The organism is Streptomyces sp. NPDC041200 (genome assembly GCF_055591805.1).
The window spans coordinates 183,520-206,098 of the sequence record NZ_JBVIZF010000007.1; the positions used below are offsets into that span (position 1 = coordinate 183,520).

At 71.7% G+C, this 22,579-nt stretch carries 24 protein-coding genes and 2 pseudogenes; 15 read left to right on the top strand and 11 right to left on the bottom strand.

Annotated features, from left to right (window positions below; all coding sequences use genetic code 11):
- Positions 1–61 precede the first annotated feature (61 nt).
- Together allB and alc are read left to right on the top strand one after the other, a co-directional pair.
- Entirely contained in the window at positions 62–1,414 is a 1,353-nt protein-coding gene (gene allB, locus ACZ6CL_RS19055) for an allantoinase AllB (protein ID WP_468937391.1), read from the top strand.
- Positions 1,411–2,541, top strand: a complete 1,131-nt coding sequence (gene alc, locus ACZ6CL_RS19060; protein ID WP_468937274.1) for an allantoicase — start codon at positions 1,411–1,413, stop codon at positions 2,539–2,541. Before allB ends, alc begins: the two co-directional genes overlap by 4 nt.
- Here alc and ACZ6CL_RS19065 read toward each other — a convergent pair.
- Positions 2,538–3,521 (bottom strand): helix-turn-helix transcriptional regulator, encoded by a 984-nt coding sequence (locus ACZ6CL_RS19065; protein ID WP_468937275.1) that lies wholly within the window; start codon positions 3,519–3,521, stop codon positions 2,538–2,540. The genes alc and ACZ6CL_RS19065 overlap by 4 nt on opposite strands.
- Before the next feature lie 103 nt (positions 3,522–3,624).
- Here ACZ6CL_RS19065 and ACZ6CL_RS19070 point away from each other — a divergent pair, with 103 nt between their 5' ends.
- On the top strand, positions 3,625–4,008 hold the full coding sequence (locus ACZ6CL_RS19070) for a nuclear transport factor 2 family protein (protein ID WP_468937276.1): 384 nt from the start codon (positions 3,625–3,627) through the stop codon (positions 4,006–4,008).
- A 9-nt stretch (positions 4,009–4,017) separates the two neighbouring features.
- Here ACZ6CL_RS19070 and ACZ6CL_RS19075 read toward each other — a convergent pair whose 3' ends face one another.
- Entirely contained in the window at positions 4,018–4,803 is a 786-nt protein-coding gene (locus ACZ6CL_RS19075) for an SDR family NAD(P)-dependent oxidoreductase (RefSeq protein WP_468937277.1), read from the bottom strand.
- Between the two features lie 87 nt (positions 4,804–4,890).
- Here ACZ6CL_RS19075 and ACZ6CL_RS19080 point away from each other — a divergent pair, with 87 nt between their 5' ends.
- Together ACZ6CL_RS19080 and ACZ6CL_RS19085 are read left to right on the top strand one after the other, a co-directional pair.
- A complete protein-coding gene (locus ACZ6CL_RS19080) occupies positions 4,891–5,742 on the top strand; it encodes a helix-turn-helix transcriptional regulator (RefSeq protein ID WP_468937278.1) in 852 nt (283 codons plus the stop codon).
- Between the two features lie 50 nt (positions 5,743–5,792).
- Positions 5,793–7,049: an APC family permease gene (locus ACZ6CL_RS19085; RefSeq protein WP_468937279.1), complete on the top strand. Its 1,257-nt coding sequence runs from the start codon at positions 5,793–5,795 to the stop codon at positions 7,047–7,049.
- On the opposite strand, the gene ACZ6CL_RS19090 is transcribed toward ACZ6CL_RS19085, so the two are convergent.
- On the bottom strand, positions 7,042–7,362 hold the full coding sequence (locus ACZ6CL_RS19090; RefSeq protein ID WP_468937280.1) for a class II aldolase/adducin family protein: 321 nt from the start codon (positions 7,360–7,362) through the stop codon (positions 7,042–7,044). The genes ACZ6CL_RS19085 and ACZ6CL_RS19090 overlap by 8 nt on opposite strands.
- A gap of 59 nt (positions 7,363–7,421) precedes the next feature.
- On the opposite strand from ACZ6CL_RS19090, the gene ACZ6CL_RS19095 reads away from it, so the two are divergent.
- Complete coding sequence (locus tag ACZ6CL_RS19095) at positions 7,422–8,117, top strand: SLC13 family permease (protein ID WP_468937281.1); 696 nt, start codon at positions 7,422–7,424, stop codon at positions 8,115–8,117.
- Here the strand turns inward: ACZ6CL_RS19095 and ACZ6CL_RS19100 are convergent.
- A complete protein-coding gene (locus tag ACZ6CL_RS19100) occupies positions 8,062–8,241 on the bottom strand; it encodes a heavy-metal-associated domain-containing protein (protein WP_468937282.1) in 180 nt (59 codons plus the stop codon). The genes ACZ6CL_RS19095 and ACZ6CL_RS19100 overlap by 56 nt on opposite strands.
- Entirely contained in the window at positions 8,238–8,681 is a 444-nt protein-coding gene (locus ACZ6CL_RS19105; protein ID WP_468937283.1) for a nuclear transport factor 2 family protein, read from the bottom strand. The genes ACZ6CL_RS19100 and ACZ6CL_RS19105 overlap by 4 nt, the downstream gene beginning before the upstream one ends.
- Before the next feature lie 87 nt (positions 8,682–8,768).
- Between ACZ6CL_RS19105 and ACZ6CL_RS19110 the strand changes: the two genes are divergently transcribed.
- Entirely contained in the window at positions 8,769–9,446 is a 678-nt protein-coding gene (locus tag ACZ6CL_RS19110; protein WP_468937284.1) for a TetR/AcrR family transcriptional regulator, read from the top strand.
- Positions 9,447–9,707: 261 nt separating this feature from the next.
- On the opposite strand, the pseudogene ACZ6CL_RS19115 reads toward ACZ6CL_RS19110, so the two are convergent.
- From ACZ6CL_RS19115 to ACZ6CL_RS19135, 5 genes and pseudogenes are all read right to left on the bottom strand, one after another.
- Positions 9,708–10,247 (bottom strand): annotated as a pseudogene (locus ACZ6CL_RS19115) (NACHT N-terminal Helical domain 1-containing protein); the annotation flags it as partial.
- A 174-nt stretch (positions 10,248–10,421) separates the two neighbouring features.
- The gene (locus tag ACZ6CL_RS19120; protein ID WP_468937285.1) at positions 10,422–10,895 is read right to left on the bottom strand and encodes a carboxymuconolactone decarboxylase family protein; all 474 of its coding nucleotides are present in this window, start codon (positions 10,893–10,895) and stop codon (positions 10,422–10,424) included.
- Between the two features lie 94 nt (positions 10,896–10,989).
- Positions 10,990–11,850 carry an SCO6745 family protein gene (locus tag ACZ6CL_RS19125; protein WP_468937286.1) on the bottom strand — a complete coding sequence of 287 codons (861 nt, stop codon included), beginning with the start codon at positions 11,848–11,850 and terminating at the stop codon, positions 10,990–10,992.
- A gap of 79 nt (positions 11,851–11,929) precedes the next feature.
- Positions 11,930–12,109, bottom strand: coding sequence for a DUF6126 family protein (locus ACZ6CL_RS19130; RefSeq protein WP_468937287.1), 180 nt, complete (start codon positions 12,107–12,109; stop codon positions 11,930–11,932).
- Positions 12,106–12,762, bottom strand: a complete 657-nt coding sequence (locus ACZ6CL_RS19135; protein ID WP_468937288.1) for a helix-turn-helix domain-containing protein — start codon at positions 12,760–12,762, stop codon at positions 12,106–12,108. The genes ACZ6CL_RS19130 and ACZ6CL_RS19135 overlap by 4 nt, the downstream gene beginning before the upstream one ends.
- Positions 12,763–12,931: 169 nt before the next feature.
- On the opposite strand from ACZ6CL_RS19135, the gene ACZ6CL_RS19140 reads away from it, so the two are divergent.
- The 7 genes and pseudogenes from ACZ6CL_RS19140 to ACZ6CL_RS19170 all read left to right on the top strand — a co-directional run.
- Positions 12,932–13,357, top strand: coding sequence for a ribonuclease (locus ACZ6CL_RS19140; RefSeq protein WP_468937289.1), 426 nt, complete (start codon positions 12,932–12,934; stop codon positions 13,355–13,357).
- Between the two features lie 217 nt (positions 13,358–13,574).
- A complete protein-coding gene (locus ACZ6CL_RS19145) occupies positions 13,575–14,540 on the top strand; it encodes a sugar kinase (RefSeq protein WP_468937290.1) in 966 nt (321 codons plus the stop codon).
- A 140-nt stretch (positions 14,541–14,680) separates the two neighbouring features.
- A complete protein-coding gene (locus ACZ6CL_RS19150; protein WP_468937291.1) occupies positions 14,681–15,337 on the top strand; it encodes a bifunctional 4-hydroxy-2-oxoglutarate aldolase/2-dehydro-3-deoxy-phosphogluconate aldolase in 657 nt (218 codons plus the stop codon).
- 78 nt (positions 15,338–15,415) lie between these two features.
- A complete protein-coding gene (locus ACZ6CL_RS19155; protein ID WP_468937292.1) occupies positions 15,416–16,276 on the top strand; it encodes a transporter substrate-binding domain-containing protein in 861 nt (286 codons plus the stop codon).
- 95 nt (positions 16,277–16,371) lie between these two features.
- Positions 16,372–16,839: a hypothetical protein gene (locus tag ACZ6CL_RS19160; protein ID WP_468937293.1), complete on the top strand. Its 468-nt coding sequence runs from the start codon at positions 16,372–16,374 to the stop codon at positions 16,837–16,839.
- A 205-nt stretch (positions 16,840–17,044) separates the two neighbouring features.
- The gene (locus ACZ6CL_RS19165) at positions 17,045–18,331 is read left to right on the top strand and encodes a cytochrome P450 (protein ID WP_468937294.1); all 1,287 of its coding nucleotides are present in this window, start codon (positions 17,045–17,047) and stop codon (positions 18,329–18,331) included.
- Between the two features lie 56 nt (positions 18,332–18,387).
- Positions 18,388–18,654: pseudogene (locus tag ACZ6CL_RS19170) on the top strand (MerR family transcriptional regulator); the annotation flags it as partial.
- Here ACZ6CL_RS19170 and ACZ6CL_RS19175 read toward each other — a convergent pair.
- Positions 18,599–20,572, bottom strand: coding sequence for a cellulase family glycosylhydrolase (locus tag ACZ6CL_RS19175; RefSeq protein ID WP_468937295.1), 1,974 nt, complete (start codon positions 20,570–20,572; stop codon positions 18,599–18,601). The pseudogene ACZ6CL_RS19170 and the gene ACZ6CL_RS19175 sit on opposite strands and share 56 nt — an antisense overlap.
- 305 nt (positions 20,573–20,877) lie before the next feature.
- Here ACZ6CL_RS19175 and ACZ6CL_RS19180 point away from each other — a divergent pair, with 305 nt between their 5' ends.
- Positions 20,878–22,560, top strand: coding sequence for an ABC transporter substrate-binding protein (locus tag ACZ6CL_RS19180; RefSeq protein WP_468937296.1), 1,683 nt, complete (start codon positions 20,878–20,880; stop codon positions 22,558–22,560).
- The last annotated feature ends 19 nt before the right edge of the window (positions 22,561–22,579 follow it).

Sequence of the window (22,579 nt, forward strand, 5' to 3'; positions counted from 1 at the left end):
AACTTATTCCGCGTTGCGGAATTTACTGAGGGGAGTAGGAGTGCACGAACTGGACCCGGAACTGAGCCCGGACCTGGTGCTGCGTTCGACGCGCGTGATCACCCCCGACGGCCCGCGTGCCGCGTCCGTCGCCGTTTCCACCGCCGAGGGCCGCATTCTGGCCGTCCTGCCGCACGACACCGCCCTCCCGCCCGGGGCGCTGCTCGAAGACCTCGGGGACGATGTCCTCCTCCCCGGTCTCGTCGACACCCACGTCCACGTCAACGACCCCGGCCGCACCGAGTGGGAGGGCTTCGGCTCCGCCACCCGCGCCGCCGCGGCCGGTGGCGTGACCACGCTGGTCGACATGCCCCTCAACAGCATCCCGCCCACCACCAACGTCGAGGCGCTGGAGATCAAGCGGGATGTCGCCCGCGCGGCGGCCCACATCGACATCGGCTTCTGGGGCGGTGCGATCCCCGGCAACACGGCCGATCTGCGGCCGCTGCACGACGCCGGGGTCCTCGGCTTCAAGTGCTTCCTGCTGCACTCCGGCGTGGACGAGTTCCCGCAGCTCGACGCGGCCGGGCTCGCGGTGACCCTCGGCGAGATCGCGGGCTTCGGCGGGCTGCTCATCGTCCACGCCGAGGACCCGCAGCTGATCGACGGCGCACCGCAGCCCAGCGGCCCGCGCTACGCCGACTTCCTCGCCTCCCGCCCCCGCGAGGCCGAGAACCGGGCCATCGAGGGCCTCATCGACCTCGCCCGCGAGCTGGACGCCCGGGTCCACATCCTGCATCTGTCCTCCGCGGAATCCCTGCCGCGCATCGCCGCCGCGCGCCGCGAAGGCGTCCGGATCACCGTCGAGACCTGTCCGCACTTCCTCACCCTCACCGCCGAGGAAGTCCCGGACGGCGCCACCGAGTTCAAGTGCTGTCCGCCGATACGCGAGGCGGCCAACCAGGACACGCTGTGGCAGGGCCTGGCCGACGGCACGATCGACTGCGTCGTCTCCGACCACTCGCCCTGCACCGCGGAGCTGAAGACCGACGACTTCGGGCAGGCCTGGGGCGGCATCTCCTCGCTCCAGCTCGGCCTGCCCGCCATCTGGACGGAGGCCCGCCGCCGCGGCCACACCCTCCACGATGTCGCGCGCTGGATGTCCACGGCCCCGGCCGCCCTGGTCGGCCTCGACCACAAGGGCGCCATCGAGGCGGGACGGGACGCCGACTTCGCGGTCCTGGCGCCCGAGGAGACCTTCACCGTCGACCCCGCCGCCCTCCACCACCGCAACCAGGTCACCGCGTACGCAGGGAAGACGCTGCACGGCGTCGTACGGTCCACCTGGCTGCGCGGCCACAAGATCGCCGACCACGGCGCACCGACCGGCCCCCTCCCCACAGGCCGACTCCTCGAAAGGCAGCCCCGCGTATGACCGCGCCGATCCCCCGTTTCACCGGTGACGCCCACCCGTACGGCGGGGGCGACCCGCACGCCGACTACCGCACCGCCGACTTCTCCTTCGCCCACCTCCCCGACCTCGCCGACCGGCGGCTCGGCGGCAGCGTGATCGCGGCCAACGACGAGTTCTTCGCCGAGCGCGAGAACCTGCTGCGGCCCGAGGCACCGCACTTCGACCCCGAGGACTTCGGCCACAAGGGCAAGGTCATGGACGGCTGGGAGACCCGGCGCCGCCGCGGGGCCTCCGCCGACACCCCGCACCCCACGGACGAGGACCACGACTGGGCCCTGATCAAGCTGGGCGCGCCGGGCGTCATCCACGGCATCGTGGTCGACACCGCCCACTTCCGCGGCAACTACCCGCAGGCGGTGAGCGTGGAGGCCACCTCGCTGCCGGGCACCCCGTCCCCCGCGGACCTGCTCGCCGACGAGACCGAGTGGACGACGCTCGTCCCCCGCACCCCGGTCGGCGGCCACGCGGCCAACGGCTTCGAGGTCCCGCCCGGGCGCCGCTTCACCCACCTGCGCCTCAAGCAGCACCCCGACGGCGGCATCGCCCGCCTCCGGGTCCACGGCGAGGTCGTCCCCGACCCGGTCTGGCTCACCGCCCTCGGTACGTTCGACCTGGCCGCCCTGGAGAACGGCGGCGCGGCCGAGGACGCCTCCGACCGCTTCTACTCCCCGCCCGCCAACTCCATCCAGCCGGGCCGCTCCCACAAGATGGACGAGGGCTGGGAGACCCGCCGCCGCCGCGACCGGGGCAACGACTGGGTGCGCTACCGGCTCACCGAACAGGCCTCGATCCGCGCCGTCGAGATCGACACCGGCTGCTACAAGGGCAATTCGCCCGGCTGGGCGGCGCTGTACGGCCGTGACACCACCGCGGACGCGGACGCCCCCTGGACCGAACTCCTGCCCCGCACCCCCCTCCAGCCGGACACGGTCCACCGCTTCCTGCTCGATCAGGCCCCGCCGGTGACGCACGTCCGCATCGACATCTACCCGGACGGCGGCATCGCCCGCCTCCGCCTCCACGGCTCCCTGACGGCCGAGGGCGCGAAGCGGCTGGCCGCGCGCCACGCGGAGTCGAGCGGCGCCTAGCCGTCCGCGTAGCGGGCGGCCGCCTCGGCTGCCCGGCGGGCTATGGTGCGGCGTAGCTCGCCGGGCGCGAGGACTTCCGCGTCGGCGCCGAAGGCGAGAAGCGCCTGGGCCGCGCCCAGGGAGCGGAACCGCAGCTCGACGGTCACCCGTTCACCGGTCTCCTCGGAGAGCGCGGCTTCCGGGAGCGGGGGCTCGGCCAGATCGGCCTGGTGGACGCGGAGGAACCGGCCCAGGATCTCCCGCCGGACGGCGACCGTGACCGGCACCGGGGCGGGGATGTCGTCGATGCGCCGGCGCAGCACGTCCCACACGTCGCCCAGCTCCAGGCCGTCACGCCGCTGGACGGGCTCGTCGAGGACCCCGGCGGACAGCACGCGGTCGGCCCGGAAGAGCCGCGGCTCGCCGCGGTGGTCGGCGACGAGGTACCAGACGCCCGCCTTGTGGACCAGCCCGTACGGGTCGGCGGTGTAGGAACGGACGCGGCCGTCGTCGCCGTGCCGGTAGCGCAGCCGCAGCCGCCGGTCGGTGAAGACGGCGCGCTGCAGCACCCCGAGGCCGTCGGCGGCCGCACGCGACGGCCCGCCGCGCCAGCGGACCGGGTCGATCAGGATGCGGCGGCTGGCCAGGTCCGCGCCCGCCCGGTACGGGGCGGGCAGCGCGGCCATGACCTTGCGCAGCGCGGAGCCGATGGCCCGGCCGAGCCCCAGATCGGCGTGGGCACGGTCGGAGAGCAGTACGAACAGGGCACGGGCCTCGTCGGCGGTCAGCCCGGTCACATCCGTGCGGAAGCCGGGCAGCAGGGCGATGCCCCCGTGCGGGCCGCGCACGGTGTAGACGGGCACACCGGTCGCGGACAGCGCCTCCACGTCCCGCATGACCGTGCGGACCGACACCTCCAGGCGCTCGGCCAGCGTGGCGGCGGGAAGCTGCCCGTGGGTCTGCAGCAGCAGCATGATCGAGAGCAACCGGTCGGATCTCATGGCTCCAAAAGTCCCTGCTGTATAAGACACAACGTGTCATATACGAGGGCGAGCATCCAGTGACGGATCCCCGGTACGGGGATCATCACGAAGGGATACCGCCATGAACGCCACCAGCACCTCCGCCTCCTCCGCCCGTACGATCGCCGAGACCTTCGGCCGCGCGTGGATGAGCGGGGACACCGAGAAGGCGCTGGGCCTCCTCGCCGACGACGTCGTATGCGACGCGCCCTCCGGCCGGATCGAGGGCCTGCCCGGGTACCGGAAGTTCCTGGAGGGCTTCCTGCCCATGCTCACCAGCGCGACCATCATCAAGGTCTTCGGCGACGAGACCAGCGCGGCGATCATCTACACCACCGACACCACGTTCGTGGCGGACCTGCGGGCCTCGGACTACCTGACGATCGCGGACGGCAAGATCACCTACGTTCAGACCGTCTTCGACCGCCTCCCGATCACCGAGGCCCGGCGCGGACAGCAGGGCTGACCCGCCGCGTCAGGCCCACGCGCCGCCGTCGACCCGCAGGACCGTGCCGGTCACGTACGAGGCCCGGTCGCTGAGCAGCCAGGCGGCGGCCTCGGCGATCTCCTCGGGGCCGGCCATGCGGCCCAGTGGCGTACGCGCCGTCAGCCGCTCCAGGAGACCGGGCGACTCCGCTTCCCAGCTGCGGATCATCTCGGTCAGCGTGGAGCCGGGGGCGATGGCGTTGACCCGGATGCCCTCCGGGCCGTACGTCACGGCGGCCGACTCGGTGAGGCTGTTGACCGCCCGCTTCATGGCCCCGTAGGCGGGCAGCTCGGGGTTGCCCCGCAGGCTGCCGACGCTGGAGTTGTTGACGATGGCCCCCGCTCCGGCGGTGGCCCGGATGGCGGCGACCTCGGCGGCCATGGCCAGCCACGGGCCCTTGAGGTTCACGGCGTAGAGGTGGTCGAAGTCGGCCTCCGGTACCTGGTCCAGCGGCCCGGGCGGAGTGAGCGCCGCGCCGTTGTTGAAGGCGACGTCGAGCCGTCCGTACAGCTCCACGGCCCGGTCCACGGCGGCGCGCACGCTCGCCGCGTCGGCCAGGTCGCACACCACGTACTCCGCGGTGCCGCCCGCCGCCCGGACCTCCTCGGTCACCGCCGCCAGCTGGGTCTCCGTACGGGCCGCGAGCAGCACCCGGGCCCCCTCCCGGGCGAACAGCCGCGCGGCGGCGGCGCCGATGCCGCGTCCGGCACCGGTGATGAAGGCGACCTTGCCGGTCAGCAGGCCGGGTGTTCCGTTGTTCGGTGTGTTGTCCATGGCAGCGAGCCTGGGTCCGGCGCGGGAGCGTATCCAGGCACCGGCTGTACCTGGATACGCCACGCGGCACCCGCGCACACTGGTGCCGTGGACAGACAAGAACTGGCGGCCTTCCTGCGCAGCAGGCGCGAGCGGATCACCCCCGCCGACGTGGGGCTGCCCACCGGGCCGCGCCGGCGCACCCCCGGGCTGCGCCGCGAGGAGGCGGCCCAGCTCGCCTTCATCTCGACCGAGTACTACACGCGGCTGGAGCAGGCCCGCGGCCCGCACCCCTCGCGCGAGGTGCTGACCGGGCTGGCCCGGGCCCTGCGGCTCTCCGACGCCGAGCGCGTCCATCTCCACCACCTCGCCGGAGCCCCGCCCGCCCCCGCGCCCGGGCCCTCGCGCGAGGTGCGGCAGAGCATCCTCGACCTGCTGAACCGGCTGCCGCAGGCCGCCGCGATCGTGACGTCCGCGCTGTACGAGGTGATCGCCTGGAACGAGCTCGCGGCCGCCCTCATGGAGGACTTCTCCGCCCTGCACCGGCGCGACCGCAACCTGGTGCGCCGCGCCTTCCTCGGACCGCACCCGCAGGGGCGGCGGCTGTACGGAGTCTCCGACGCGGACGCGTTCGCCCGCACCTCGGCCCGGGGCCTGCGCGCCACCGCCGCCCGCTACCCCGACGATCCCGAGGTGGCCGAGCTGATCGCCGAACTCCGCGACGGAAGCGAGGAGTTCGCCCGGCTGTGGGACTCCCACGACGTGTGCGCAGCGACGGTCCTGTGCAAGACCTTCCACCACCCGATGGTCGGCCCCGTCTCCGTCAACTGCGACTCCCTCGACATCACCGACCGGGACCAGCGCGTCGTGATCTACACAGCGACCCCCGGCTCCTCCTCCGAGGAGGCGCTGCGGCTGCTGTCGGTCGTCGGTACGCAGCGCATGGACGTGCCCCGCTGACCCCCGCCTATCGTGGGCCCCCGATGCCGGCCGTGCTGAGGAGAGAGTGGATGGGAACGCCGACGGGAGCCGCCACCGGGGAATTGAAGCGGCATCTCGGGCTATTCGACGCCGTGGTGATCGGGCTCGGGGCGATGATCGGCGCGGGGATCTTCGCCGCGCTCGCGCCCGCCGCCTCGGCTGCCGGGTCGGGGCTGCTGCCGGGGCTCGCGCTGGCCGCCGTCGTCGCGTACTGCAACGCCACCTCCTCCGCCCGGCTGGCCGCCCGCTACCCGCGCTCCGGCGGCACCTATGTCTACGGCCGCGAACGGCTGGGGGAGTTCTGGGGCTATCTGGCCGGGTGGGGCTTCGTGGTCGGCAAGACCGCCTCCTGCGCGGCCATGGCCCTCACGGTGGGCTCCTACGTATGGCCCGGACAGGCCCACGCGGTCGCCGTCGCGGCCGTGGTGGCGCTGACCGCGGTGAACTACACCGGCGTGCGGAAGGCCGCCTGGCTCACCCGGCTGATCGTCGCCGTCGTGCTGGCCGTGCTCGCCGCCGTGGTCATCGCCTGCGTGACGGGCGGCACCGCCGAGCCCGCCCGCCTCGACCCCGGCGCCGACGCCACGGTGGGCGGCACCCTCCAGGCCGCCGGGCTGCTGTTCTTCGCCTTCGCCGGATACGCGCGCGTCGCGACCCTCGGCGAGGAGGTGCGCGACCCCGAACGCACCATTCCGCGCGCGATCCCGCTCGCCCTCGGCCTCACGCTGGTGACGTACGCGGCCGTCGCCCTCGCGGTCCTCGCCGTCCTCGGCCCGGACCGCCTCGCCCACGCCACCGCCCCGCTCGCCGAGGCGGTCCGCGTCGCGGGCGCCCCGGGGCTCGCGCCCGTCGTCCGCGCCGGGGCGGCGGTCGCCGCGCTCGGTTCGCTCCTCGCGCTCATCCTCGGCGTCTCGCGCACCACCCTCGCGATGGCCCGCGACCGCCATCTGCCGCCCGCCCTGGCCGCCGTCCACCCCCGCTTCCAGGTCCCGCACCGCGCCGAACTCGCCGTCGGCGCGGTGGTGGCCGTCCTCGCCGCCACCGCGGACGTCCGCGGTGCGATCGGCTTCTCCTCGTTCGGCGTGCTCGTCTACTACGCGGTCGCCAATGCCTCCGCCTGGACCCTCACCCCGGCCGAGGGCCGCCCCGCCCGCGCCGTCCCGGTCGTCGGCCTGCTCGGCTGCGCGGCCCTGGCCTTCGCGCTGCCGCTCGCGTCCGTCCTGTCCGGCGCCGCGGTGATCGCGGCCGGTGCGGTGGCGTACGGGCTGCGCCGGGCCGTCAGTTAGGGGCGAGGGCGGCGTCCTGTTCGGGGGTGAGGGGGCGGGTGGCGTGGCCGCGCAGCAGGAGGTGGAGCTTGGCGGTTTCCTCCAGTTCCTCGATGGCATCGGCGGCCTGCTCCAGGGTGGCACCGGCGACGACGGGGCCGTGGTTGGCGAGGAGGACCGCGTGGTGGGTGCGGGCGGTCCGCTCGGCGAGCGGTTCCAGGGCGCTGTCGCCGGGGGCGCGGTAGGGCAGCAGCGGCAGGGTGCCCACGCGCATGGCGTAGTACGCGGTCAGCGGGGGCAGGGCGTTCCGTACGGCGTCGGCCCCGCGGCGCACGGTCGGCCACGCCGATCGCCGCCGCCCTCGTCGCGGGCAAGGGCGCCAAGCTCGGCGACATGATCACGAACGGTCTGGAGACCGTCGCGCCCACCGCCGCGCTCCCCCTCTTCGCCGTCCTCTATTTCGGCCTGATGGTGGAGTGCAAGCTCTTCGAGCCCGTCTGCCAGGCCATCGTCCGCGCCGCCAAGGGCGACCCGGTCCGCATCTGCGTCGGCACCGCCGTCCTGTCCCTGTGCGTCGCCCTCGACGGTGACGGCACCACCAGCTACATGATCGTCTGCTCCGCGTTCCTGCCCATCTACCGGCGCCTGGGCATGAACCCCCTCATCCTCGCCACCGTCTCCGCCATGGCGCTGGGCGCCATCTCCGGCACCACCCCCTGGGGCGGCGCGGCCACCCGCGGCATCAGCGTCTTGCACCTGAGCGCCACCGACTACTTCGTCCACATGATCGGCCCCATGGCCCTGACCAGCGTGGCCATCATCGCCGTCGCCTACTGGCTCGGCCTGCGCGAACGCCGCAAGCTCGACCCCGCCGAACTCGCCGCCTACCAGCGCGAGATCGCCTCCGGCGAGGCCTTCGAACCGGTGCGCCCGGACTGGCGCATGTGGGTCAACGCCGCCCTCACCGCGCTCCTGATGGTCCTGCTCATCCTGGAGGTCGCCGACCTCCTGGTGCTCTTCATGGTGGCGTTCGTCATCGCCCAGCGCGCACGTCGGCGGTGTCGACGTCCCTGTCGCTGGTCACCGTGACCGTACCGCTGTCGATGTTCACCGCCACGGCGGTGACGCCGGCGACGTGTTCGATCTCCTCGGTGATGAAGCCTGCGCAGTGTTCGCAGACCATTCCGCTCACGATGTAGGTGCTCTCGGTCATGCTGGCTGCTCCTGCCCCTCTGACGCCTCTGGCGTCGGTTGCACCTGGCTGGCGTCCGCCGGGAGGGAGCGGGTGAGTATGTGCGCCTGGCGCATCCGCCCGTCATCCGTGAACTGAGCGAACATGTGCGTCTCGATAGCGAGGGCTCTGCTGCGGTTCTGTACATGCAAGGTGGACCGGACGGCGATCCGATCCCCGTTCACCAGTGCTTCGTGCACATCCCACCGGCCGCTGGGCCGGTTCTTGCGCACCGGGCGGGTGTGGGCGATGAGCTTGTCCCGGTCCATCCGGTGTCCGTCGGCGATCTGGACGATGTCCGGTGTGTGGTAGCGGTCGACGATCAGTCCGGGGTCCTCGTCGCTGTCCAGGAGGTCGTTGTGGAAGGACGCATAGAAATCGGCGATGAACTGCTTGGGATCGGTGTCGCTGAACGGAGACATGGTGCTCCCGTCACGTTTCTGGTCGGCGCCTATCTCTTACAGGCTGTAAGGTATGTGGCATCCCGCAATATTGACAAGGTGTAAGAAATGACTCCACGTCAGTCCCCGCGGCGGCGTGCCGACGCTCAGCGCAGCAGGGCCGCCATCCTGGACGCGGCGGTCCGGCTCCTGAACACCCATCCCGATACCAGTGTCGAAGCCATCGCCACCGCCGCCGGTGTGACTCGCCAGACCGTCTACGCCCACTTCCCCTCGCGGGAACAACTGCTGACAGCAGCCCTCGACCGGATCACCGAGGAAGCGGTCGCCGCGATGGACGCCGCCGGCCTTGACGCGGGACCTGCCGCGGATGCCCTGCTGCGACTCCTCGATGCCAGCAACCGGACAGCTGGGCGTTACCCCGTCCTGCTCCAGAAGATCAGCATGCTGCCCGTCGATCCGCACACCGACCACGAACGCCACGCGCCGGTCGCCGACCGGCTGAAGCGGGTGATCCAGCGCGGTCAGGAGACCGGGGAATTCGATGCCAGACTCTCACCGGACTGGCTCGTCGCTGTCACCATCAACCTCGGCCACGCTGCGGGCGGCGAGGTAGACGCTGGCCGGATGTCCAGCGAGGACGCAGCGGAAGCACTCCACGCCAGTCTGCTCCGAGTGCTGGGCGCAGGCGCGCCGGCACGAACCCCGACACGAGAGGAAGACGCCCCTCCGGCTCGCAGCACCGCCAAAGCCAGGGGCGCGAGGCTCCGCAATTCTCAGAAATGACAGAGGGCCTTCAGGCGCCCGGTGGTCGGTCCCGTCGGCCGATCTCCGCGACGTGCGCCCGTCCCCCTCCGCGCTGACCCGGAGGCTGACGTACGCGACGGACAGCTTGGTACGGGGGGCCTGGCCCGCCGTGAAGCTGAACAGCTCCACGCTATCCAGGGTGTGGCTGACGAACTCCAGGTACTCCCGGCGGAACGCGGCGTCGTGGTCCGTCCCCTGCGGTGCGTACAGCGACCTGACGGGGAGCTGCTCCAGCACCCGGCTCAGCTCCGAGCCGAGTTCGCTCACCCGCCCCAGAAGTTCGGTGACGGCCCGCTCGGTGAAGACCGGCAGCCGGAGCAGGACCCGTACGTAGCAGTCGCAGCACTCCGCCAGCAGTAGCTCGTAGAACCGCGTGGCCGCCTCGCCCAGCCCGATCGGCGGGGGAGCGGCGCTCCGTACTCGACGGGTGAGTTCGGCGGGGTCGGCGTCGGAGCCGAGAATGGCCGCGTCGGATAAGTCCACGCGGGCGAACGCCGACGTCACGGCGTCGAGCGCCGCCTGACGTCCTCCCTCGTCCAGGTCTCCGAACTCATGGCCGCACATGGGCTCCAGCCGCGCCGCGACCGCGTCCGCGATCTGCTCGAACTGCCGCTCCACGCCCCGCTGCGCGCGTATCCCCGGTATGCGCCGACGGATCAGCGCGGACGCTGCGCGGAGCGCTGTTGGCCGCGCTCGCGGAGAAGGCCGCGCGGTGACGTCGCAGGTCTGTGCGCGCTGCCAGCGGCGACCCGGGAGCCGGTCGTCGTCGCGGTGGAGCATGGCGCCAGCGCGGGCGGCGGGACCGCGTACGCGTGCCCCCGCTGCGCACCCGGCTTCCCGAAGCCACGCGACCCGCTCGCCGAGATAGCGGCCCTGCGCCGGGCTCGACGGCCGGGACCACACGGGTGACGCCCCGGGCAGCGCGAGAGGGGCCCGGGGCGCCGCGCTGCCCGGTTAGCCGAACTGGCCCACCCGGTAGTCACCGGCGGGCTGCTGGACGATGACGTTCATGCGGTTGTAGGCGTTGATGAGGGCGATGAGGGACACCAGGGCGGCGAGCTGGTCCTCGTCGTAGTGCTTGGCGGCGTTCGCCCAGGCCTCCTCCGTGACGCCACCGGCGGCGTCGGCGATGCGGGTGCCCTGCTCCGTCAGCTCCAGCGCGGCGCGCTCGGCGTCGGTGAAGACCGTGGCCTCGCGCCAGGCCGCGACCAGGGCGAGGCGTACCGAGGTCTCCCCGGCGTGCGCGGCCTCCTTGGTGTGCATGTCGGTGCAGAAGCCGCAGCCGTTGATCTGGCTGGCTCGGAGCTTGACCAGCTCCTGGGTCGCGGTCGGCAGGGTCGAGTCCGTGACCGCCTGGCCCGCCGTGTTGATGTGCTTCAGGAACTTGCCTGCGGTCGGGCTGGCGAAGAGGTTCAAGCGGGCTTCCATGGTCGGCTCCTCAGGTCGTCGCTGCTGGTTACACCTCCCTGACGGAACAGCGCGGCGAAGTGTGACATGAGGGAGTGTGACCTGGGTCTCCTCGTCAGTGACCGCCGGGCTCCGGGAGGCCGATCGGGTTGGGGAAGCGGAGCGCGGTGGCGCAGGCGCGGGACACGGGGGCGAGGAGGGTGGTCAGCTCCCGGACGGCGTCCGGGGTCAGGGCGCGCCAGGGGCGTTCCGCCGCGCGGTCGGTGGCGGACTCGACGGCGCGCAGCAGCTCGCGGCCGGTGCGGCTGGCGGTGCCGTCGGGGAGGAGGAGGCCGCGTTCGGTGAGGTGGAGGCGGGCCTCCTCCCACTCCTGGTCGGTCCAGCCGCGGTAGGGCTGGAGTTCGGCGCGCGGGATGTCGGTGCCCGCGCGGAGGGCGAGCGCCTCGCAGCCGTCGAGCCCGGCGGCGACGAGGGCGGCGACATGGCCGTCGCCGCGGTGCTCGCGCAGCAGCGTGGCGGCGTGCCACAGGCGGTCCAGGGGCTGGTCGGGGAAGTCCAGCGAGGCGTGGGCGGCGGCCAGGACGCGCCCGGCGGTGTCGAGCCCGGCGGCCCGGGGGACCAGGGCCTCGGCGGCTCGTTCGGCCTCGCGCTCATGGCCGGTGAGCAGCCCCCGCAGGGCGGCAACGGTGCCCGCGCGGCGTATCTCCAGGGCGCGTTCGGGAGCGGTCAGCTGCCATACGTCGGGCAGGGCGCGGGCGACCATGGCGGGCGCGAAGGAGAAGAAGGCGGCGGCGACGGGCTCCGGCCCGACCGGGCCCAGCGGTGCGGCGCGGCACGCGAAGTAGCCGCGCCAGAAGCCGCGCAGGCCCGCGTCCTCGTACACCGCCAGGGCCTCGGGGGCGAAGTAGGCGACGGCGTGGACGGGTTCGAACAGGGTCCACATGGTGCGGGCGGTCGACGCCGCGCGGTCCTCCATGGGTGGGCTCCCTTCCCGGGCGGGGTGGTCACGGGACCGTATGCCCGGCGTACGCGCTCCCAGCGGGCCGCGTGGAACGCTACTTCGAGGCGCCCAAGTAGAACAGCAGATAGAGGAAACCGGCGAAGACATGGACGCCGACGACGTAGATGAAGACCCGGACGGAGACCGGGATCGGCGCCCGGTCCTGCTCCCGCATCGCCTTCGGGCGCGCGCCGGGGGCCGGGTGGGGGTTCGGGGTCGGGTTCGCGTCGCTCATGGGGTTCCGGGCCTTCCTCCGCGGCGCGCGGCGTCACCGAGGCACAGCTCGGCGGCCCCGCTCTGCAGCAGGGTGTGGACGAAGAGCAGATCGGTGCCGCCGGGGGACGCGGCGGCGATGCGGTGCGGGGTGAGCGAGTCGAAGTGGGCGGCGTCGCCGGGGTCGAGTACGTGGACGGCGTCGCCGAGGGTCAGCCGCAGCCGTCCGCTGATGACGTACAGCCACTCCTCGCCCGTATGGACGCGCACCAGCTCGTCCTGGGCGCCCGAGCCCTCCGGTACGTGCAGCCGCAGCGCCTGCATCGCCCGGCCGGAGCCACCGGCCCGCCAGTACGTCCAGCCGCCCGCCTCCTGCGCCTCCATCCGGTCGGCGCGCACGATGGGGTCCTGGCTCGGCGGCACCTCGCCGAGGAGGTCGGATACCGTGGTTCCGTAGGTACGGGCCAGGGACAGCAGCATCGGCAGCGACGGCTGACGGCGGCCCGTCTCCAGCCGGGACAGATGCGCGGGGGAGAGCCCCACGCGGTGGGCCGCCGCCTCCAGGGTCAGCCCGCTGCCGCGCCGCAGGTCCCGCAGGCGGGGTGCGACGGTGGGCAACGCGGCGGACGCCTCCGCGGACGGCTCGGCGGGATCCCCTTCGGGGAGCGGGTTCATGCTTCCGGTATAGCGAGCCCTTCGCCTGTCAGGCAAAAAGCTTGCCTCAGGGGCAAAGTAACGGTTCGGTCTCGCCCCCTCCCGCTTCGCCCGCATCTTGTGAACTCCGCGAAAACTCCCGTCACTTGGCATTGACATGCCACTGTCTACGCGCGTCATGCTATGGGGCATGAAAATCCCCCCACGGATTGCCTGCATCGGAGCCCTCGGCGTCCTCGCCTCGTCGCTCCTCATCGGTGGTACGGCCGTCACGGCCACCGCCGCCCCGGCCGCACCCGCGGCCGCCGTATCGGTACGGGCCGTCGCGGACGTCGGCGACATCTGTTACTCGAAACTGCCGTCCCAGGCCCATGACACCCTCGACCTGATCGAGGAGGGTGGCCCGTATCCGTTCCCGCAGGACGGCACGGTCTTCCAGAACCGCGAGGGCATCCTTCCGGCCCAGTCCTCCGGTTACTACCACGAGTACACCGTCATCACCCCCGGCTCGGACGACCGTGGCGCCCGCCGCATCGTCACCGGCGACAAGACGGACGAGGACTACTACACCTCGGACCACTACGAGTCGTTCGACCTGGTGGACTACGGCTGCTGAGCCGCCGTCACCCCAGCCGTACGGCGCACCGCACGAGCCGCCACCCCCCACGTACAACGGCCGCAGCCCCTCCCAGGGCAGCGGCCGTTGTGCTGTGCACGCGCGCCGTCCGCGAATGATCTCGGTCTCTTTGTGAACGATCCCATCCCCCCGCCCCGCCGTTTGTCGGTGGTTGCCGATACCGTTCCCGTAGAAGTGGACGCGCGGGGAGGCAGCGGTGGCGAACGGTCCGGAAGTGGTCACGTGCGGCGAGGCGATGCTGCTGCTGCTCGCCGAGCCGGGAATCCCGCTCGACCGGGCCGTGCACTTCCGCCGCTCCGTGGCGGGTGCCGAGTCCAACGTGGCCGCCGGGCTGTCCCGGCTCGGCCACGCGGTGCGCTGGCTCGGCCGGGTCGGCGCGGACCCGGCGGGCGAGGCGGTGCTGCGCGAGCTGCGCGCCGACGGGGTGGACGTCTCGCAGGCCGTCATCGATGAGCACGCGCCGACCGGGCTGCTGCTGCGCGACAGCCATCCGCAGCGCGCGATAGACGTGCAGTACTACCGCATGGGATCGGCCGCGTCCCGCCTCACCCCCGACGAGATCAGCCCCGACGCGCTGGTCGGCGCCCGGATGCTGCACATCTCCGGGATCACACCGATGCTCTCGCCGACCGCCGCGGCCGCCAGCCGACGGCTGCTGGAGCTGGCCCGGGAGGCCGGGGCGAAGGTGTCGTTCGACCCCAACGTACGGCGCAAGCTGGGCGGCGCCGCCCAGTGGGCGCAGACGGCGGGGCCGTTGCTGCGCGAGGCGGACCTCGTCCTGGCGGGGGAGGATGAGCTGGAGTTGCTCACCGCCCAGTCCGCCGACGACGCCGCGCAGGAGCTGCTGGAGGGCGGCACCCAGGAAGTCGTGATCAAGCGCGCCGACCACTCCGCCACCGTCATCACCTCGGACGGCCGCTGGCAGCAGTCGCCGCACACGGTGCCGGTGGTCGACCCGATCGGCGCCGGTGACGGCTTCGCCGCGGGGTACCTGTCGGCGCGGCTGCGCGGGCTGTCCGAGCCGCGCGCGCTGGCCGAGGCGGCGTGTGTCGCCGCGCTCGTCGTCCAGGCCGCCTCGGATACGGACGGTCTGCCGTCCGCGCTCGCGCGGGACCGCGCGCTCGCGGAGATCGTCACCGGCGGGGACGCGGTCCACCGCTAGAAGACATCAGGCGCACGACAGCACCGCACACCGTCCATCGCATACGTACACGCACACCCCGCACCGCCGCATATCCCGGAGGCACAGGGGTGCGGCACGATCAGGCAGCAGACCCTAGGAGAGGAAAGGCGGCGACTGCCGTGTACCGCTGGGAGACCACCCGGGCCGCGCTCGCGCAGCGCGTCCTCGCCATCGTCCGCAGCGACAGCTACGACCACGCCACGGCGACGGCGGACACTCTGCTCTCCGCAGGCATCACCAGCCTGGAGATCTCGCTGACCACCCCCTTCGCGCTGGAGGCGGTCACCACCCTGATCCGGGAGGTCGGCGACGACGCGGTGATCGGCGCGGGCACGGTGCTCGACGGCGCGTCCGCCCGGATGGCCGTCGACGCGGGCGCCCGCTTCCTCGTCTCGCCGAGCCTGGACCCCGACGTCATCCGCACCGGCCACCGCTACGGCCTGCCGGTCTTTCCCGGCATCTCCACCCCCACCGAGGCGGTGCGCGCGATGGAGCTGGGCGCGGACGCGCTGAAGCTGTTCCCGGCCGCGGCGTTCGGGCCGCGCTGGATCAAGGACGTACGGGCCGCGCTGCCGCAGGCCGCCCTGGTGCCGACCGGCGGGGTGACCGTGGCCGACGCACCGGACTGGATCGCCGCCGGGGCGGTCGCCTGCGGGATGGGCTCGGCGCTCTCCGAGGGCGACCGCGACACCGTGGCCAAGCGCGCCTCCGAGCTGCTGGCCCGCCTCGCGGACGCCGGACCGCCGCTGGAGGACCCGGAGCCGGAGCGCTACTGACGGACGGCCGGGTTCCGGACGACGCCGTCTTCTGTCACCCTGAGCGCGCTGTGATCATGCCGCTGCCGGGGAGGACCCATGAGACGCGCCGTCACACTCGCCACCGTCGCCGCCGTGCTCGCCGCCACTGCGGCGGGCTCGGCCCTGGCCGACGGCACGGCGACCGGGCCCACCGCGCACTCCGCGGTGCGCACCTTGCTCGACCGGGTGCCCGAGCGCGGTGTGCTGCGCGTGTGCACCACGGGCGACTACCGGCCGTTCAGCCACCGCGACGCCACCACCGGCGCGTACACCGGCATTGACATCGAGATGGCGGGCAACCTGGCCAAGAGCCTCGACGCCAAGCCGAAGTTCGTCGCTACGACCTGGGCGAAGCTGGTCGACGACCTCGCCGCCGGGCGTTGCGACATCGGCATGGGCGGGGTGTCGGTGACGCTGGAGCGGGCCCGTAAGGCGGCTTTCAGCGATCCGTATCTGACCGACGGCAAGACGCCGATCGTGCGGTGCGAGGACGAGAAGAAGTACCAGACGCTGGACGACATCGACCGCCCGGGCGTCCGCGTGGTGGTCAACCCGGGCGGCACCAATGAGCAGTTCGCCCGCGCCCACATCAAGCGGGCCACCCTCACCGTCCATCCCGACAACACCACGATCTTCGACGAGATCATCGACGGCCGCGCCGATGTGATGATGACGGACGCGAGCGAGACGCGTTATCAGTCCAAGATCCATCCCGAGTTGTGCGCGGTCCACCCGGACAAGCCGTTCTCGTTCTCGGAGAAGGCGTACGCGCTGCCCCGCGCCGACGCGCAGTTCAAGGAATACGTCGACCAGTGGGTGCATCTGGCGACGCATGACGGGACGTACCAGAAATACGCGGACGACTGGCTGGCCTCATCCCCCGCCTCGTCCCCCTCCTCCTCCCCGGCGCCCAGTTGAGTGAATCTCCAGGCCCGTCCGACAAAGATCATATATTCCGGGTAATTATTTCCTGCCAGATTGTGACCCGTTTCTCCATAGAGGGAGCGTAGGGAATGAGGCAGAAGCGAAAGCTTGCCATAGCCCTGACCGCGGCGGCCATGATGACCGCCATCGGTACCGGCGTAGCAGCGGCCGATTCGAAGCCCGAGCCCGCAAAGACGGCGAAGGCCACCCACACCGGGGGGCACGGTTGTGTCGATGTCGACTCCGCCGGAAATGAAGGCGCGGTAGCGGCCGGATTGGGCAAGAAGTACGTCTCGACGGTGTGCGACGGCCAGGTGTACGTCCTGTCGGTCGACGAGTCGACCGACCCGGGGACCCCTGTCGGTGACTGGCAGGCCGTGGGCGGCCCCGACGACGTGATCGAAGCCACGCTGGCGTCCAACACCGACGACGTCCAGGGCGGCCCGCTGTTCGTCACCGTGCTGACGCGGTCGCAGGAGGTGTGGGAGGGCCGATGCCCCAGCACCCTGCCGCTCGGGCCGTGTGAGTTCACCCAGCTGCCCGACCCGCCTCAGTAACAACGCGAGCCGCGAGCCTTCTCAGCGGGCTCGGCGGACTCGTGGAGGCGTCGTCCACAACCCCGGCGCGTATCGTCTCGCGCCGGGGTTCGCCGTGTCCGTACGGCGGGCGAGGCGCGGGTGATCGCGGTGACCTGGGCGCGCGACCGACTACGCGATCTATTCTGGCCTGGCTCACGTCCACTCGTGCACAAGGACTCGATCGATGACAGCCAGCCCCGAACAGCCGCCCGAGAACGCCGTGGCCACCGCCGCCGCTCCGCCGCCCGGCTGCCCCGCCCACCAGGGCGCGCGGTCGCTGAGCGGGCCCGGCTTCCAGACCAACCCCTTCGGGGTCTACGGGGAGATGCGGCGCGAGCACGGGCCGGTGGCCCCGGTCCTGCTGGACGGGGACATACCCGGCTGGCTGGTGCTCGGCTACCGCGAACTCCACCAGGTCACCAGCGACGCCGAGTTGTTCACCCGCGACGCGAACCAGTGGAACCAGTGGGACAACGTGCCCGAGAACTGGCCCCTCGCGCCCATGATCAGCCGCGATCAGACCTCCGTGGTGTACGCGACCGGCGAGGACCACCAGCGCCGCGCCGAGGCCATCGGGGAGGCCCTGGAGGCCGTCGACCCGTACGAACTGCGCCGCCAGGCCGAGCACGTCGCCGACCGGCTGGTGGACGAGTTCTGCCACCAGGGCGAGGCCGAACTGATCGCCGACTACGCCCGGCTGCTGCCGGAACTGGTCCTCGCCCACATCTACGGCATCCCCGACGCCGAGGGTCCGGCCCTCGTCCAGGCGATGAACGACGCGATCGACGGCAAGGAGAACGCCTTCGAGGCGTACCAGCACGTCTACATGGTGATGCGTCAGCTGGCCTCCGCGAAGCGGACCGAGCCCGCGCCCGATGTGGCCTCCCGGCTGGTCGCCTCGTACCGGGGGTACTCCGACGAACTGATCGTCCAGGACCTGATCGTCATCATGACGGCCGGTCACCAGCCGACGGCCGACTGGATCGGCAACACCCTGCGGCTGCTGCTCACCGACGAGCGGTTCGCGCTCTCGCTCTCCGGCGGCCGTCACAGTGTCGGGCAGGCGATGAACGAGGTGCTCTGGGAGGACACCCCCGTCGCCAACCTCGCCGCCCGCTGGGCCACCCGCGACACCTCCCTGGCGGGGAATCTCATCCGCAAGGGCGATCTGCTGATCCTCGGCTTCCACGGCGCGAACACCGACCCCCTGGTCCGCCCGGACACCCACGCCTTCACCGAGGGCAACAGCTCCTTCCTCTCCTTCGGCCACGGCGAACACCGCTGCCCGCACCCGGCCCAGGAGATCGCCGAGACGATCGCGAAGACCGCCGTCGAGGTGCTCCTGGACCGCCTGCCGGACGTACGTCTGGCCGCCACGGACGACGCGCTGCTCTGGCGCCCCTCGCCCTGGGTCCGCGGCCTGTCCGCCCTCCCCGTAGCCTTCACCCCGGCCCCGAAGGGCGGCCGCTGAGCCGCCCCCGCTCTACGACGCGCACTGCGGGTTCCTTCTGCCCGCCCTCGGTGTTCCGCGGCCTCCTCGACGCGGGTCTGCCCACCCGCATCAACAAGCAGATCCTGCCCTGCCTCGACAAGCCCCGCGTCATCCACTTCTCCGACGCCACCCCGGGCATGCTCGCCACCCTGGAGCAAGAACGCGACCGCATGAGCGAACGCATCGCCTGCCTGGTCCGCAACCGCGACGCCATCGCCGAGTATCTGGCCGTGGTCCGTGACGACGTCAGCGAGGGGAAGGAGCCAGCCGCAGCACCCGCACCCCGTACGGCGGCAGGGTGACCGTGTCGGCCGGGGCGCCGGTCAAGTCCCGCAGGTGGACGCCGGCGGTGAGGGTCGGTTTGACGGTCAGCTCGGCGGGGGCCTGGCTGACCAGCCAGACGAAGGTGCGGCCGTCGTCGTGGGTGAGGCGGTCGACCGCGACGCGGGGGTCGTTCACGGTGACCGGGCGGTGGACCCCGGCGTGGGCGGCGAGGGCGTCGTACAGGGTGGCGGTGGCCTCGGGGTTGACGCGCGGGGTGACCGCGGCCATGTGCTCGATCGGATAGGTGCAGAAGACGACGGAGCCCTCGCCCACCGCGCGCAGCAGCAGCGCCGGGCGGCCGCGGCCGTCGACGGCGAGGACCTCGGCGCCGTCCGGTTCGACGGGGAGGAAGGAACGGGCGCCCGCGGCGCGGAAGGTGAGGCGCGCGCCTTCGGACAGCGTGCCGAACGGGCGGGTGAGGGTGAGGACGACCTCGTCGTCCTCGATGGGGTCGAGCAGCCCGTACTCCAGCTGGTGGCGGACGCCGAAGAGCGCGTTGAGATGGGCGTACCAGGGGCCGCGCTGTTCGTCGTGGGCGCCGGGGGAGTACGAGACGTAGACGGTCGCGCCGTCGCGGGCCCGCTGCTCCAGGTCGTACCAGGTGGGGGAGAGCAGCTGCTTGGTGGAGGGGACGAGCCACAGCGCCACGTCCGAGGGCAGCGGACCGTCGCTTTCGCGCACCACAGCCGCCGGGGTGTCCGCGAGGCGGGCGGCGACCCAGGCCTGACGGCAGGTCTGCTGGACGTAGGCGCGGTCCTCGGCGCGGGTGAAGGGGTAGAGCGTGTCGAGGTACGAGGAGACGAGGAGCGCGGTGTCGGCGGGGGCGCGGTGGCAGTGGGCGAAGTCCACCTCGTCCAGGACCCGGGCGAACGCCGCCAGTTCGAGGAGCGGCGGCTTGGGGGTGCCCTCCGATGTGGTCAGGCCGAAGTGCATCTCGAAGGCGTGGTGACGGTACGGGTCCTGGCCGCGCAGCCCGTCGTAGTCGCTGTTGTTCCAGGCGATCCAGCCGGTGGCCCCGGCCAGCAGGCTGTTGTGCAGGGTCTGCCGGTAGTAGCGGGCCGCGCCCGGGCCGGAGGCGAAGTCGGAGCTGACGCCGAACTCCTCCAGGATCACGGGCCGTCGATACGTGCCGGTCAGCTCGCACACCCAGGCCGCCGCGTAGTGCTGGCGCACCGGGTCGTCCTCCATGCGGTAGACGTGCGGGCCGAGAAAGTCGCACAGCTCGGCCGTGTCGCGGAGCCGGAAGCCGTTGTCATGGCCGGAGTTCTCCAGTCCCCAGGCGCCGTCGCCGAGCGAGACGGGCTGGGTGCCGCCCCCGGCGCGGACGGCGTCCACGACGAGCTGGGCCCAGGCGGCGACGGTCTCGCGGGCGGCGGCGCCGGGCGCAGCAGCGGTGCCGGGCGGGGCGGCGGCGCCCGGCTCGCGCCCGTAGATCGGCATCTCGTTGGAGACCAGCCACCCGGCGACGGCCGGATGCGCGGCGAAGCGGCGCACGGTCTCGCGGGCGAACCACGCCTGCCGGGCGACCAGCCAGACATCGCCGTACAGATCGCGGTCGCCGCGCCAGGACGGGTCCCAGTTCTCGCCGGACATGTGGCCGACCAGGAAGGTGGGGACGGTGGTCATGCCGAGGGCGTGGTGCCGGTCGAGGAAGTCGGCGAAGCGCGCGCACATGTCCTCGTCGAGCCGGTCGGGAGCGGGCATGAAGTCGGGCCAGTAGAAGAAGGAGCGGGTCATGGTCAGCCCGTGGTCCCGCAGCACCCGCAGCTCGGCGTCGATCACCTCACCGTCGTAACTCCGCCACATGAGCGGGCCGCCGGTCCGGGACCAGAAGTTGGCGCCGAGCCAGGTGACGGGGCGGTCATGGAGATTGAGCCGGGCGGAGGGGCGCTGCATCGACGGACTCTCCCTTGGCCGGGTGGGGAAGCGGGCGGTACCGCGCTCTCCTCAAGCAGTGAAGGGCTAAACCGGTTTAGAGTCAACAACATCGACGAGGATCGTACGAGGGCCGTTTCCGCGGTCTAGATCAACCGAATGCGGCTCTGTGCAGCCGGACCTGGGTATTCGACGGATTCGACACGGCGCTACTAAGCCGGTTCAGTCGAGAGGCGCTGTCGGCTCTATTGACACCCTCTGAGGGAGCCCCTTAATTTCACGGCGCCGGAAGTGCGCGTGCATACCGAGGGGACACCATGATGTTGATGAGCACGGGCCGTCCGCGCCGCTCGATCGCCGTGGCGGCCGCACTCGCACTCTCCGGCACACTGGCCGCCTGCGGCGGTGGCGGCAGTGGCGGCGGGGGAGCCGGTGGGGTGCTGACCGTGTCCACGGGGTCCACCGGAAACTTCGTCCGCAACTTCAATCCGTTCGCGCCGCAGCCGCTCCAGTCGACCCACGGAATGATCTACGAGCCGCTGTTCCACTTCAACGCGGCGAAAACCGGCGAGGTCGACCCGTGGCTCGCCACCAAGTACACCTGGGCGGACGACGGGAAATCCATCCGCATCCAGTTACGGACGAATGTCACCTGGAACGACGGAAAGCCCTTCACCGCCGAGGACGTCGCGTACACCTTCCAGATGGCGAAGGACAACAAGGCGCTGAACATGTACGCCCTCCCGGTGGCCTCCGCGACCGCCGAGGGCAAGCACACCGTGGTCGTCACCTTCACCAAGTCCGCGTACACCAAGGAATACTTCCTTCTCGGCAAGATGAAGATGCTGCCCCGGCACATCTGGTCCCAGCTCTCCGCCAAGGAGAGGACGACCTCGCTCAACCCCAACCCGGTGGGCACCGGCCCCTGGAAGGTGAAATCCGTCAAGGGCACGACGCTCGATCTCGTCGCCCGGAAGGACTACTACATCAAGGGCCTTCCGCACTTCAAGATCATGCGCTACCGCGCCTTCACCGGGAACAACGCCGCCAACGCCGCGGTCACCTCCGGTCAGATCGACTGGGCGGGCGGATTCATCCCCGACATCAAGAAGAACTACCTCGCCAAGAACAAGAAGTTCGACCTGGTCAACATTCCGCTGGCCACCACGTCCTTCGTCCCCAACGCCCAGCGCGGTCCCACCGCCGACGTCAAGGTCCGCAAGGCGATCAGCGCCGCCCTCGACCGCGACTTCATGAACAGAAGCGTGTACGACGGCCAGGCGCCCACCGCCAACCCCATGGCGCTGCTGCTCCCCAACTACCAGTCCGTCCTCGACCCGTCGCTGAAGGACGCGAAGCTGGAGACCGGCCAGGACAAGGTCGACGGCTATCTCACCGACGCCGGCTACGCCAAGGGGTCTGACGGTATGTGGCGGAAGGGCGGAAAGAAGCTGTCCGTATCCGTCGAACTCGTCTCCGGCTGGACCGACTACGTCAGCGTCGCCCAGATGGCCAAGGAGCAGCTGAAGAAGGCCGGGATCGACCTCGTCGTGAAGGCCGAGTCGTACGCCCAGTGGTCCAACAACCGCGCCCGCGGCCAGTTCCAGATGCTGCTGGACAACGCCGGATACACCCCCGACCCGCGCGCGTATTACGCCCAGATGCTGGACAGTTCCATCCCGCCGAAGATCGGTGAGACGACCAACGTCGGCAATTTCGGCCGCTACGCCAACGCCACCATCGACAAGGCACTCGACAAGATCGGTGAAACCACCGACCTCAGGAAGCAGAAGCCCTGGTATTACCGGATCCAGCACGAATTCATCAAGGACATGCCGCTGATTCCGCTCTTCTCCGCGCAGAACGAGCAGGAATTCAACGGCAACCGGGTCACCGGCTATCCCACCGAGGACAATCTGTACGCCGCGCCCTCCATCTGGCTCGACCCCGACGGCGGCTGGGTCGCCGCCCGCATCAAACCGGCCGCGGGCAAGACCGCGGGCAAGTAGCGGCGGGCGGGGGCGGACG